The organism is Brucella grignonensis, from assembly GCF_002252505.1.
GTDB classification, from domain to species: Bacteria; Pseudomonadota; Alphaproteobacteria; order Rhizobiales; family Rhizobiaceae; genus Brucella; species Brucella grignonensis.
In genome coordinates this window covers 112,271-124,832 of record NZ_NNRL01000159.1, presented here as the reverse complement: position 1 = coordinate 124,832, position 12,562 = coordinate 112,271, and the positions used below count along the sequence as shown (strand labels likewise).

The window sequence follows — 12,562 nt, the reverse complement described above, 5'->3', positions numbered from 1 at the left end:
TTAGGAGAAACTGAAATGGCGCGTATTACGCTGCGGCAATTGCTCGACCACGCTGCTGAACACAGCTATGGTGTTCCGGCTTTCAACATCAACAACATGGAACAGGCGCTTGCCATTATGGAAGCGGCGGATGCGACCAATGCGCCGGTGATCCTGCAGGCTTCGCGCGGTGCGCGTTCCTATGCGAACGATATCATGCTGCGCCACATGATGGATGCGGTCACGGAAATCTATCCGCATATTCCTGTTTGCGTGCATCTTGATCACGGCAATGAAGCCGCCACTTGCATGACCGCAATTCAGGCAGGCTTTACCTCCGTCATGATGGACGGCTCGCTCAAGGCCGATGGCAAGACCCCGGCTGACTGGGACTACAATGTCTCCGTTACGCGTCAGGTCAGTGAAATGTCCCATCTTGGCGGTATTTCGGTTGAAGGTGAGCTGGGTGTTCTCGGTTCACTCGAAACCGGCATGGGTGAAGCAGAAGACGGTCATGGTGCCGAAGGCCAGCTTTCGCATGACCAGCTTCTGACCGATCCGGATGAAGCTGTGAAATTCGTTCGCGAAACCAAGGTCGATGCACTGGCAATCGCTATGGGCACATCGCATGGCGCTTACAAGTTCAGCCGCAAGCCTGATGGTTCAGTGCTGGCGATGAATGTGATCGAAGAAATCCATCGCAAGCTGCCAAACACGCATCTTGTCATGCATGGTTCGTCGTCTGTGCCGGAAGATTTGCAGGAAATCATCAACAAGTATGGCGGCAAGATGAAGCCAACCTGGGGTGTGCCTGTTGAAGAAATCCAGCGCGGCATCAAGCATGGCGTGCGCAAGATCAACATCGATACGGACAACCGTATGGCGCTGACGGGCCAGATCCGCCGCGTGTTGCAGGAAGATCCAAGCGAGTTTGATCCGCGTAAATATCTCAAGCCAGCAATGGCTGCGATGACCAAGCTCTGCAAGGATCGCTTCGAGCAGTTCGGCACCGCTGGCCATGCTCAGTCCATTCGCCCAATCCCACTGTCAGACATGGCAAAGCGTTATCGCGACGGTACGCTGGACCCGAAGTTTAGCTAAATTCTTTAGCTTAAAAGAAAAAAGCGGCGGGGAAACCCGCCGCTTTCTGTATTTTTGGAGCATCGCCTTGTCCAAAAAGTCTGCCAACTTTTTGGGGCTCTGCTTAGACAATCAGCACTTGTTGTACTTGGCGTCAACTTCGTTGATCGCATCAACATTTCCAGCCGAACGACCGTTTTCGTCAAAGGTCTGTGCAAGGAATGCATCAGCAATGGTCTTTGCAACTTCCGAACCAATAACGCGTGCGCCCATGGTGATGATCTGCGCGTTGTTGGAAAGTGCTGCACGTTCTGCTGAATAGGTGTCGTGCGTCAGTGCTGCGCGGATGCCTGGAACCTTGTTGGCTGCAATGCAAACACCGATACCGGTGCCGCAAACCAGAATTGCGCGGTCATAGGTACCGTCGAGAACGGCGGATGCAACGCGGTCCGAAAGATTGGCGTAGAATGCATCTGCGCCAGCGTCGGTGCGGGAGATTTCGGACACTTCAAAACGATCCTTCAGATAATCTGCAAGAACCTTGGCCAGACCTTCACCGGCGCTGTCGCCTGCTACTGCTACTTTCATGATAATGCTCCTTAATTAGCTTCAATTTTCTTGGCGCATTTGGCCAGAATGTCGAGATAGCCTTCCACGTTCCATGCCGAACGACCGATAAACAGGCCATCGATATGCGGGCAGGCAATGAGTTCTTCGCAATTGCCGGGATTGACCGAGCCGCCATAAAGGCAAGGTACGCGACGGCCAAGGATGCCTTCCGCAACAGCAATGATTTCGGCCTGACGGTCATCGGCATAGTCGGCAGAAGCAGGAATGCCATTTTCGCCAATCGCCCATACTGGCTCATAGGCAAACAGGATTTCGGCTTTCTTCTGTTCGTCTGAAAGCTTGGAAAGTGCGCCTCGCACTTCTTCTGCCAGCACTTCTGCGGCACGTCCGCTTTCGCGGTCTTCCAGCGTTTCACCAATGCAGATAAGCGGGATCAGACCATGGCGAACAGCTGCTTCAACCTTGAGGCCAACGGTTTCGTTGGTTTCACCAAAATGCTCGCGACGCTCGGAATGGCCGAGTTCAACGATATCGAGATTGCAATCTTTGAGCATCAGCGGTGAAATTTCGCCGGTCCATGCACCTTGATCAGCCCAGTGCATGTTCTGCGCGCCGACCTTGACCGATGTGTCCGACAGGATTTCCTTTACTTCACGAACTGAGGTAAACGGCGGAATGACAAAGCGCTGAATGTCTACCGAACGGCTGCTGTCAGCGTCCTTGAGCGCGTTCGCGAAAACACGGGCTTCGGCCAGCGTCTTGTTCATTTTCCAGCTCGTACCTACCCAGAATTTGGACATGCTTGAATGGTCTTTCTTCTCGTGTGAATGCGGTGGCGCAGAACCTATTCTGCGATTGTCAGTTTGATACCTGCTGGCTCGAGTTCGGCTACAAGCGCATCGCCCGGAGATTTATCCGTGATGATGGCATCAAAGTCGCCAAGGTCAGCCATCACATGCAGGGCCGTGCGGCGGAAACGCTGGTGGTTGACCAAAAGGCATGTGCGTGTTGCGGATGCAGTCATGGCTCGCTTGGTGCGAACGACGTTTTCATCCATGTGATAGACGAGACGTCCATTGACTGCAGGCGCGGAAATGAAGGCAATGTCCGCGCTGAGTTTCGAAAGGGCTTCCTCGGTCAGCAGGCCAAAGAAGGCATTGAATTTCGCAGAAAATACACCGCCGAGCGCAATCAGATTGATGCCGCCTTCGCCCTTGAGGTTCTCGATGATGACCGCATTGTTGGTGATCACCGTCAGTGGACGTTTTTCAATCAACATGCTGCCCAGAACCGCAGCAGTGGAGCCGTCATTGATCATCACGGTCATGCCGGGCTCAATCAGCTCAAGAGCTGCGCGGCCCATCTCGATCTTGGCTTCATTGTCTTGTTGCACGCGAAAACGGAAATCGCTTTCAAACTGAGAGCCTGCATCCATGGTTGCGCCGCCGCGTACTTTGCGCAGCACGCCGGATTCTTCAAGCGAATCCAGATCGCGATGGATGGTCATCTTGGAAACTGCAAAACGCTCGGAAAGATCATCGAGATCGACCGCATGATTTTCAATCAACAGATTGATGATCGCCTGTCTTCTTTCGTCGCGTTTCACGGAATTTCCGATCCCAGAGCATATTTATTATTACACAAACTTAAATCACAAAATCACAAAACAATCCATATAAAATGTGATTTTGTGATATTTTGTTGATCGATGCTGTTTTAATGCAGCAACGCCTTTGCGGTGCGCTCATCGGTGATCAGCCCGTAAAGGCGACCGCTTTTGAGGACGGCGCGGATGGCGTCGGCTTTGGAAAGACCGCCAGCCAGCCCGATGATACGGCTCATATCGGCATTTTCCACCGATGCCGCGATGGTGCGGGCCGTCAGTCCAGTTTCAAGACGCGTGCCGTTTATATCGAAGAAGTGTCCAAGCATTTCGCCAATACCGCCGCGCTCTGCGATCTCTTCCATTTCAGACAGATCAATCACGCCGGATGTGACGAGCTGCGCGTGCGCGTCGACTGTGCCGATACCGACGATTTTCAGCTCGGCGCGGCACCCCATTTCAAAGACGCTGGTGACACCCTTTTGCGCCAGCAACACTTCGCGATCTTCAGCCGTGTTGGCGAAGAAGGGTACCGGCATCACGTAAGCGGGCCTGCCGGTCTTCTCAGCAATGCGATGCATCACGTCATGCGGGTTGGCGGCAAAGTCTCGTGTGAGGCCGCCAAGCAGCGATACGAACTGCAAATCCTTGGCAGCCACGCGTGGCATCTGACTGACGGCTGCTGAAAGTGTGCGGCCATGACCAAGGCCAATTACCTCATGATCGCCATGCTCGATTTCGCGACGAAGGAACTCTGCACCAGCATTTCCCAACGAAAGCAAGGGCAGGGCTTCTTCACCGAGATCGGGTGTGACTTCGCAATATTCGAGATTATACTGTTCTGCGAGCTGGTTTTCGAGATTGATGCATTCGGTGATGTCACCGTCGATTGTCACCTTGACCGCGCCGTCTGCAACGGCCTTGGCAATGAGGCGGTGTGCCTTCACGGAAGGTATTCCGAGCCGCTTTGCAACGGTCGACTGAGTCATACCTGCAATGAAATGGAGCCAGGCAGCACGAAGGGCTAAGGAATCGTCTGAATCTGCCATTTTCGCGCTGCCTGCTCCCGATTCTTTATTCTTTTCTTGAGGTTATATTTTCAAGTCGCTTGCACCCGTGTCAATGTGCGGTGCCCAGAAGGCCACACTTTCCGCAATTTGCGGAATGACTTCACGGTCGTTTGGCTCGCGTTCCTTGAACGACAGCTCAAGGCAGATTTCATTGTCCACAGCACCGCCTTCGGCGAACGCCTTGAGTAGCGGCTCGGGCTGAATACGGCCCTTGGCATTGAAGGCTGCCGTGAACGGACGATGGCCACCCTTATCCATAAGGCTCTGCTTAATGTGGATGATCGGCGAGACCCTCGGTACGGCACGCGCCCATGCATATGGGTCGAAATCGTCAGAGTTCGACGAAGTAACATCGCCATGATCAATGTCGGCCATCATCCACATTGGAATTGCCATATTGGCAGCCGTGAGGCGGTCCTGAAGCTTGATGCTTTCAGCGATTGTGTCGCCAAATTCACGGCCAATGCTCATCGGCTCCCAGAAGACATATTCGAGACCGGCACGTTTCGCATGTTCGGCAACTTCCGCCCAGCAGTCGATCGCGATCTCGATCAGCTCTTCTCTGCGTTCAGGATTGTCAAAATCCTTGTAGGTGAAAATCGCAAACTGTGTGCCGACCGATTTGCCGCCGAGATCGCCGATAATATCGGCAAAAGTCTTGAACCAGTCGACATAATAGCGGCGCACATCGCTGTCCGGATGACCGAAATGGTTGAGACGACCATAAGGACCGGTCATGCCGGAGGTCACGCGGACGCCGGTGCGCTGCAAAGCCTTGTCCATGTCGCGCGTCAGGCGACGAATGGTCGAAGCCTGCCAGCTCGGATTGATGAACTCGTGCGTGAGCTGCAAATCACGCAGGCGCAGATCGCGCGCAACGGTTTCGATCAGATCATCCGGCTCCGCAAAGCGGTTTACAAGCGGATTGGTGTTCAGCGAAAGCGTAAGGGCCATGGTGTCCTCGATTGTCGCGCTTTATGCAGCAAGTTTGGCGTTGTCGAACCATGCAATGAATGCGGCCCGTTCGGCTTCGGTCAGGTGCAGATAGTGCTTGGTGCGGCGATAGAGGATATCATTTGCCGTCTTCGCCCATTCTTTCGACACGAGATAGCGGACTTCAGCCTCATAGAGATTGCCGCCGAAATGCTGTCCAAGACCGTTAAGATCAGATGCACCTGCAACTACGTCTTTGGTGCGCGCACCATAGAGACGACCATAATGCAGAGCCAGTTTGCGTGGCATCCATGGGTAGCTGTCACGCAGGCTGTTTGCAAAAGTCTCAAAGTCAGCATTGGCGATTTCGCCGCCCGGCAATGGTGCATCATGCGTCCAGTCGCCGCCCATATTCGGGAAGATGTGCTTGAGACGATGCATACCGCGCTCTGCGAGTTCGCGGAACGTGGTGATCTTGCCGCCAAACACGTTGAGGAGAGGGGCGTCGCTGGTCTCATCAAGATCGAAAACATAGTCGCGGGTGACAGCCGATGGGTTGCCCTTGCCGTCATCGAACAGTGGGCGTACGCCGGAGAAGCTGTGCAGCACGTCTTCGCGCCTAAGCTTTTCCTTGAAATAGCGGTTTACTGCGGTGAGCAGGTAATCGATTTCTTTTTCGTCTGCGCTGACGTCTTCTGCGCGGCCTTCATAAGCGATATCGGTGGTGCCGATGAGCGCCTTGTCGCCTTCATATGGATTGATGAAGATCACGCGCTTGTCGTGGTTCTGGACCAGATAGGCATTTGCACCCGACCAGAATTTAGGCACGATGATGTGGCTGCCCTTGACCAGGCGCACATTGCGCGAAGAGTTCGATCCGGCCACGTTGGTGATAACGTCTGTGACCCATGGGCCTGCGCAGTTGACGATGCAGCGCGCGCGGAAGCTGCGCATTTCGCCAGTATCGCGGTTCTTGGTTTCAACGATCCAGCCGCCTTTTTCGCGACGCGCAGATGTAACTGGCGTGCGGGTCAGAATGGTCGCGCCTTTTTCAGCAGCACCCACGGCATTGAGAACGACGAGGCGGGCGTCATCCACCCAGCAATCGGAATATTCAAAGCCCTTGGTGTATTGGTCGAGGATCGGTGTGCCTTCCGGATCACGCTTCAGATCAAGCGTGCGGGTGCCGGGCAGTTTCTTGCGACCGCCGAGATGATCGTAAAGGAACAGGCCAAGACGCACGAGCCACGCCGGACGATCTTGCGGGCTGTGTGGCAGAACAAAACGCATCGGCCAGATGATATGCGGCGCGGCATTCAACAGAACTTCGCGCTCGATCAAAGCTTCGCGCACAAGGCGAAATTCGTAATATTCGAGATAGCGCAGGCCACCATGCACAAGCTTGCCGGAGCGTGATGAAGTGCCTTCTGCGAGGTCGTCTTTTTCTGCCAGTACAACTTTGAGGCCGCGTCCAGCCGCATCGCGAGCAACGCCCGCGCCATTGATACCGCCGCCAATCACAAACAGATCGCAGGTTTCCGGTTCAGCCATCTCATGCTCCTTCGGATGCCGGTAGCCCGGCAAAATAATATGTCATTTCAGCCGATCGTCGGATTACCGGTCGGCAGCAAGCTTGTCCCAGATCGGGGCCAGAGCCAGTCGGGCGTCCTTATAAGCGCCAAACAGTTCCGCGTAGCGCTGTGCCTCAGTTGCATCAGGTGCTTCACCCGCGCCCAGCAGAGGCGCGACCCATTCGGCGATGCAATCATCCATGTTTGGATAAGCGCCAATTGCGACTGCGGCCATCATTGCAGCACCTGCAGCCCCTGCTTCTTCACGCGAGGAAACACGAACCGGCGCATTGACGGCTGCCGAAAGCGTACTGCGAAGCGCACGTGAACGTGCCGCACCACCTGTAATGCGCAGTTCCGCAGGCATACCGCCCATGGCTGCATAGCAATCACGTGTTGCCATGCCGAGACCTTCCACGACCGAGCGCACCAGTTCGGGGAAACGGTCGCGGCTTGAAAGGCCGATAAAGCCTGCGCGCGCAAAAGCATTGACGAAAGGTCCGCGTTCTCCGGCTTCGGAAATATAAGGATGGTAAAGCAACGCGCCGGGGCGGCTTGCGTTAAACCATTCATCAAGGCGCGGGATCAGATCATTCAAGCTGACTTTTTTGTCTGCAGTCGACATGAGGTCGGCAGCGATCTGCAAAATCCAGTCGATATTGATCGTCGCACCCATATTGGTCTGAACCTGCGTGACGATGCCCGGAATCGGCAGAGCAATAACGTAACCTGTGCCTTCCGCATTCAGATGAATGTCGGAAACTTGCTTCGCGCGCATATGCACGCCGGTCGATCCGATGGTCGAGCAGCCAGCATCTGCGGTGCCGCAATAAACGCCAGCGCCAAGCGCGGTCATCACCATATCGACATAGCCAAGGCTCACCGGTGTACCGGCCAGAAGACCAGTGGCAGCTGCGGCTTCGGGGGATAGCGGATGCTGCGTCAGAGTGCCGTCCACGATTTCGGGCAGCAGACCACGGCGCTTTTTAAGGCCGAGCGCTTCAATAACCACATCGTCATATTGGCGATTGCGGAAATTGCCGAAAGTAAAACTGGCTTCCGAGGGGTCTGTGGCGCGGACGCCGGTGAGGTTGAGATAAAGCCAGTCCTTGCAATGAAGGGCGACTTCGGCATTGTCGAGCAGTTCCGGTACGAAACTGTCCATATGTGCCATCTGTGTGCCTTGCTGGCAGGTATTGAGGCCGGTGCCGGTCGCTTCAAAGCGCGCCCGGTTCATCGGGCCCGCAGCAAGTTTCGTGACGGTATTGGCAGCGCGGGCATCGAGCCAGATCCAGGCATCGCCGACCGGCTTATTATCATGACCGACAAGCCATGTGCCATCACCTTGCCCCGTGACGGAAATAGCGGCAGTACGTTCGCTTAAGCCCGGAACTTTTTCTGACAGGCCGCGCAATGCGCTTACACAGTCTTTCCATGTCTGGGATAAAGACTGTGTCGCGGCGCCGTGTTCTCCGGTTTCATACGTGTTGCGGACAGCCGCCGATTCCAGTTGACGACCGCTCAGATCAAACGCCACTGCCTTGACGACGGATGTGCCCGCGTCGATACCGATGATTATATCGCCCTTACCACCCATGACTGAAATACGCTTTCCCAAAGTGCTTATTCAGGGACATTTGGATTCCTCCCGCGACTAAAATTTGTCGCTCGCGGCTCTTGTTTTAATGAAAAAGAGCTGTTGCGTATGATCGAGATAACATAACGACGGTGACCTGTCTGTAAAATTTTTGCCTGTAAGCATTTTTTTTCAACAAAAGGTTATTGTGGTGGAATTCCTGACCGGCTGCCTCACGCTCCTTTACAGGATTTGGTTGGTACGACGACACTGATCATCGAATAGTTTTAGCCTATATAGTTGTTATTAAATGATAAATATGTGCGCTTCCGGTGCTGGAAAAGTTCGGTTTAGTGAATTTAGCCTTGCCGAATTCATTATTGCCAGTCGGCTTTTGATGATGGATTTTCCGGCTTTGCTGTGAATCTTGGGCCCGCAATTGTGTGAAACGGGGCGAGTTTCAAAAACAGCTGATTGACAGATATTGGTGTTTATAACATGATTATTGAAGTTGATAACATGCCGCTATCATAGCATATGGTCGCGGCGCATCTGTTTCCATGCTGCGCGGAGGGTCGGAGCCAGGGAACTATGTGGAGGATCGTTATGATTAAATTTCTCACTCCCATGGCCGCCTGTGTGAAAATCCGTTTAGCCGTTGCTAGCCGGATGCCTTATCGCGGGTGCGGTCCACTAGCGGTGTAAATTCAGCCGCGTAACCCTTTTTTACTACAACGACAATCCGGCAGAATTTGCTGAAGGCGTTTGATTATGAGTACACAAGCTAATCAAGTTTCACAGAAGCCAGCCAAGCTGAACCGCGCAGTCCTCTGGAGTGTGGTCGCTGCGGTTGTGGTTGTCGGTGCGATTGGATTTGATACGAAAGTCGTGAAGATCGGTTCCGATGCCGATGTGCGCCAGCAGGCATTCTCCCCTGAGGCCTATGGTGCTGCGGAATTTCCGAAGGTCAAGGCAAGCGTAGAAGAACGCGCAGCCGACGCGGTTGAGGTCGGCATCGCACTTGTTGCCGACAAGGATGCAGCCGGTAAGAAATATGGTGTTGGTAGTGTGAACCCGGTTATTCCGATCAAGTTCACCGGCACTGTCGAAGAGCGCAAGTCGAACTATAATGTCATTAAGGTCGATGGTTTCCCTGAAGGTATGGCAATCCGTGTCCAGACGGGGCCTGCGGTAAACGGCACCGATCTGCGCGATGCGACTGGTACAATCGAATTTGGCCAGTTCAAGAATCAGATCGAATTCCAGAATGCCGGTTCTGCGCTCAATAATGAGATGAAGAAGCAGGTTCTTGAAGGCGTTGATGTCAACAATCTCGTTGGCAAGACGGTTTCAGTGACGGGCGTTTTCAAGCTCGTCAATCCGAAGAACTGGCTGGTTACACCAGTGGGGCTTGAAGTAAAATGAGCCCTGACAGGAAGACAATTGAAGGCAAGCACGGCGAAGTCGTTCTTTCTGCACATGACGTAGCCAAGGCCTATGGACGTATCAACGCGCTCAAGGGCGTGAACTTTGAAATCCGTCGCGGTCAGGTCACCACGCTTTTTGGTGAAAATGGTGCTGGCAAGTCGACCCTGATGAAGGTTCTGTCGGGGGTCATTCAGCCGACGTCGGGCACGATTGTTCTCGATGGTGAACCTGTTGCGTTCGGCTCCTCCTCAGAAGCCCGCGATCGCGGTATTTCGATCATCCATCAGGAGCTGAGTCTCGCACCCAATATGAACGTGCGCGACAACATCTTCATGGGACGCGAAATCCGCGGTGCAACGGGCGTCGACTTCGCAGAAGAAGAACGCCTGACCCGCGAACTTCTTGCAGAACTTGAAGAAGACATCGATCCGCTGACTCTGGTTGAAGAACTACGTCTTGGCCAGCAACAGGTTGTCGAAATCGCGCGTGCGCTTTCGGTCAATTCCCGCATTCTGATCATGGATGAGCCGACTTCAGCGCTCAGTGCTTCGGAAGTGGAAGTGCTCTTCAAGGTCATTCGTGATCTGACTGCGCGCGGTGTGGCGATTGTTTATATCTCCCACCATCTGGAAGAAGCGCTGCAGATCACCGATCATGCCGTGGTTCTGCGCGATGGTGCGATGACCGCTTATGCACCGCGTGCCGAGATTGATCTGGAATGGATCGTTCGCAACATGGTGGGCGAAAACTTCGATCTTGGTTCGCCTCCAACCGGTTACGAATGGGGCGATGTAGCGCTTTCCGTGGAAGGTCTGACTGTTCAGGACAAGTCTGGTGATTTTGCGCTTGTCGATAATATGTCGCTGAATGTGCGTGCCGGTGAGATCGTTTGTATTTACGGTCTGATGGGTGCAGGTCGTACCGAACTTCTTGAAACGGTTGCTGGTCGCCTCAAGGCCAATTCGGGCAGCATTCTGCTTGAAGGCAGGGATGTCGCAGGCCTCACGATTGCCCAGCGCATTGATCAGGGTCTGGTTCTGGTGCCGGAAGATCGTCAGCGTGACGGTCTTGTGCAAACGATGACGGTTGGCAGAAATCTATCGCTGGCAAGCATTGGCGAAATGACGAGAGGCCTTTTCACCTCGACAAAACGTGAAAAGAACATCGTCGATCAGTCGATCAAGAATGTTCACATCAAGACGGATGGTGGCGAAGCCGCAATCGGTTCGCTTTCCGGCGGCAACCAGCAGAAGGTCGTTATCGGCAAGATGTTGGCAACTGAGCCGAAGGTTATTCTTCTGGATGAGCCAAGCCGCGGTATCGACATTGGCGCCAAGGCTGAAGTGTTCAAGCTGCTGGCTGAAAAGGCCAAGGACGGGCTCGCAGTCGTCTACACGACATCTGAAGTCGGCGAATGTCTCAGCATCGCTCATCGTATCATCGTTATGCACCGTGGACGCATCTCGGCCGAATTCGGCTCCGACGTCTCCAAGGAAAAGATCATGGCCGCCTCGGGCGAATCCATGGTCGGTCACTAAAGCATGATCCCGAAAAGTTGTTCGACTTTTCGGATAAGATTATGCGTTAAAACAAAGAGTTAGAGCATTAAGTTGGTCTTTATAACCACAAATGCTCTTGATTATGGAGCACTGATAGAATGTCAGTCACGAGCACCAACGACAAAAAGGCGGCGTCCACCGGGACAAAGCGCAAAACCAGCATCGTGCATTTGCTGCTCGAAGGCCGTGCGTTCTTTGCATTGATTGCGATCATCGCAGCCTTCTCGTTCCTTTCGCCTTATTATTTTACCGTCAATAACTTCCTCATCATGTCGTCGCATGTGGCCATTTTCGGTCTGCTGGCAATTGGCATGCTGCTGGTCATCCTCAACGGCGGTATTGATCTTTCGGTCGGTTCGACGCTTGGTCTTGCGGGTGTTGTTGCCGGTTTCCTTATGCAGGGTGTCAACCTTCCGGAACTGGGTGTCATTCTCTATTTCCCGGTTTGGGCGGTTGTCATCATCACCTGTGCGTTGGGCGCATTTGTTGGTGCCATCAACGGTGTTCTGATCGCTTATCTGCGTGTTCCGGCCTTTGTGGCGACGCTCGGAGTGCTTTATTGCGCACGCGGCGTGGCACTTCTGATGACCAATGGTCTGACCTATAACAATCTCGGTGGTCGTCCGGAACTCGGCAATACCGGCTTCGAATGGCTCGGCTTCAACACGCTTTTTGGTGTGCCGATCGGTGTTCTGGTACTTGCTGTTCTCGCCATCATCGTTGCAGTCGTACTCAACCGCACCGCATTTGGTCGCTGGCTCTATGCTTCGGGTGGTAACGAACGTGCAGCTGAACTGTCGGGCGTTCCAGTGAAGCGCGTGCAGATTTCGGTTTATGTGATTTCGGGCATCTGCGCGGCAATCGCTGGTCTAGTTCTGTCGTCGCAGCTGACTTCGGCTGGTCCGACCGCAGGCACCACTTACGAGTTGACGGCAATCGCCGCAGTCGTGATCGGCGGCGCAGCGCTGACGGGTGGTCGCGGTACAATTCTCGGCACGCTTCTCGGCGCTTTTGTTATCGGTTTCCTTTCCGATGGCCTCGTGATCATTGGCGTATCGTCCTACTGGCAGACTGTCTTTACCGGTGCGGTTATCGTGCTCGCAGTTCTGCTCAACAGCATTCAATATTCCCGGCGTTGATAATTACGGCTCCGCTCACCGTTCCGGGCGGAGCCGGTTCTTCGGGGGTATCGA

The 12,562-nt window shown here is 54.0% G+C and carries 11 protein-coding genes; 4 read left to right on the top strand and 7 right to left on the bottom strand.

Features of this window, described 5'->3' with window-relative positions; all coding sequences use genetic code 11:
* Nucleotides 1-15 precede the first annotated feature (15 nt).
* A complete protein-coding gene (gene fba, locus CEV33_RS11320; protein ID WP_094540589.1) occupies nt 16-1,080 on the top strand; it encodes a class II fructose-bisphosphate aldolase in 1,065 nt (354 codons plus the stop codon).
* Nucleotides 1,081-1,191: 111 nt separating this feature from the next.
* Here the strand turns inward: fba and derI are convergent, their stop codons facing one another.
* The 7 genes from derI to CEV33_RS11285 form a co-directional block, all read right to left on the bottom strand.
* Nucleotides 1,192-1,647 (bottom strand): D-erythrulose-4-phosphate isomerase, encoded by a 456-nt coding sequence (derI, locus tag CEV33_RS11315; protein ID WP_094540588.1) that lies wholly within the window; start codon nt 1,645-1,647, stop codon nt 1,192-1,194.
* An 11-nt stretch (nt 1,648-1,658) separates the two neighbouring features.
* Complete coding sequence (locus CEV33_RS11310; RefSeq protein ID WP_094540587.1) at nt 1,659-2,429, bottom strand: triose-phosphate isomerase; 771 nt, start codon at nt 2,427-2,429, stop codon at nt 1,659-1,661.
* Between the two features lie 44 nt (nt 2,430-2,473).
* Nucleotides 2,474-3,235, bottom strand: coding sequence for a DeoR/GlpR family DNA-binding transcription regulator (locus CEV33_RS11305; protein WP_094540586.1), 762 nt, complete (start codon nt 3,233-3,235; stop codon nt 2,474-2,476).
* A gap of 110 nt (nt 3,236-3,345) precedes the next feature.
* Nucleotides 3,346-4,281, bottom strand: a complete 936-nt coding sequence (locus CEV33_RS11300; RefSeq protein ID WP_094540585.1) for a sugar-binding transcriptional regulator — start codon at nt 4,279-4,281, stop codon at nt 3,346-3,348.
* 42 nt (nt 4,282-4,323) lie between these two features.
* Complete coding sequence (locus CEV33_RS11295; RefSeq protein ID WP_094540584.1) at nt 4,324-5,256, bottom strand: TIM barrel protein; 933 nt, start codon at nt 5,254-5,256, stop codon at nt 4,324-4,326.
* A gap of 21 nt (nt 5,257-5,277) precedes the next feature.
* Nucleotides 5,278-6,786: a glycerol-3-phosphate dehydrogenase gene (locus CEV33_RS11290; RefSeq protein ID WP_094540583.1), complete on the bottom strand. Its 1,509-nt coding sequence runs from the start codon at nt 6,784-6,786 to the stop codon at nt 5,278-5,280.
* 63 nt (nt 6,787-6,849) lie between these two features.
* Nucleotides 6,850-8,403: an FGGY-family carbohydrate kinase gene (locus tag CEV33_RS11285; protein ID WP_094540582.1), complete on the bottom strand. Its 1,554-nt coding sequence runs from the start codon at nt 8,401-8,403 to the stop codon at nt 6,850-6,852.
* 750 nt (nt 8,404-9,153) lie between these two features.
* Here CEV33_RS11285 and CEV33_RS11280 point away from each other — a divergent pair.
* The 3 genes from CEV33_RS11280 (at nt 9,154) to CEV33_RS11270 (ending at nt 12,508) form a co-directional block, all read left to right on the top strand.
* Nucleotides 9,154-9,807, top strand: coding sequence for a DUF2291 family protein (locus CEV33_RS11280; RefSeq protein ID WP_094540581.1), 654 nt, complete (start codon nt 9,154-9,156; stop codon nt 9,805-9,807).
* Nucleotides 9,804-11,348: a sugar ABC transporter ATP-binding protein gene (locus tag CEV33_RS11275; RefSeq protein ID WP_094540580.1), complete on the top strand. Its 1,545-nt coding sequence runs from the start codon at nt 9,804-9,806 to the stop codon at nt 11,346-11,348. The genes CEV33_RS11280 and CEV33_RS11275 overlap by 4 nt, the downstream gene beginning before the upstream one ends.
* A 119-nt stretch (nt 11,349-11,467) precedes the next feature.
* Nucleotides 11,468-12,508: an ABC transporter permease gene (locus tag CEV33_RS11270; RefSeq protein WP_094540579.1), complete on the top strand. Its 1,041-nt coding sequence runs from the start codon at nt 11,468-11,470 to the stop codon at nt 12,506-12,508.
* Nucleotides 12,509-12,562 lie beyond the last annotated feature (54 nt).

Excerpts from the sequence above, each read along its gene's own strand:
- CEV33_RS11285 (WP_094540582.1), bottom strand. The coding sequence starts at position 8,403 with ATGGGTGGTAAGGGCGATATAATCATCGGTATCGACGCGGGCACATCC.
- CEV33_RS11300 (WP_094540585.1), bottom strand. The coding sequence starts at position 4,281 with ATGGCAGATTCAGACGATTCCTTAGCCCTTCGTGCTGCCTGGCTCCAT.
- CEV33_RS11290 (WP_094540583.1), bottom strand. The coding sequence starts at position 6,786 with ATGGCTGAACCGGAAACCTGCGATCTGTTTGTGATTGGCGGCGGTATC.
- CEV33_RS11275 (WP_094540580.1), top strand. The coding sequence starts at position 9,804 with ATGAGCCCTGACAGGAAGACAATTGAAGGCAAGCACGGCGAAGTCGTT.
- CEV33_RS11310 (WP_094540587.1), bottom strand. The coding sequence starts at position 2,429 with ATGTCCAAATTCTGGGTAGGTACGAGCTGGAAAATGAACAAGACGCTG.
- CEV33_RS11280 (WP_094540581.1), top strand. The coding sequence starts at position 9,154 with ATGAGTACACAAGCTAATCAAGTTTCACAGAAGCCAGCCAAGCTGAAC.
- fba (WP_094540589.1), top strand. The coding sequence starts at position 16 with ATGGCGCGTATTACGCTGCGGCAATTGCTCGACCACGCTGCTGAACAC.
- derI (WP_094540588.1), bottom strand. The coding sequence starts at position 1,647 with ATGAAAGTAGCAGTAGCAGGCGACAGCGCCGGTGAAGGTCTGGCCAAG.
- CEV33_RS11295 (WP_094540584.1), bottom strand. The coding sequence starts at position 5,256 with ATGGCCCTTACGCTTTCGCTGAACACCAATCCGCTTGTAAACCGCTTT.
- CEV33_RS11270 (WP_094540579.1), top strand. The coding sequence starts at position 11,468 with ATGTCAGTCACGAGCACCAACGACAAAAAGGCGGCGTCCACCGGGACA.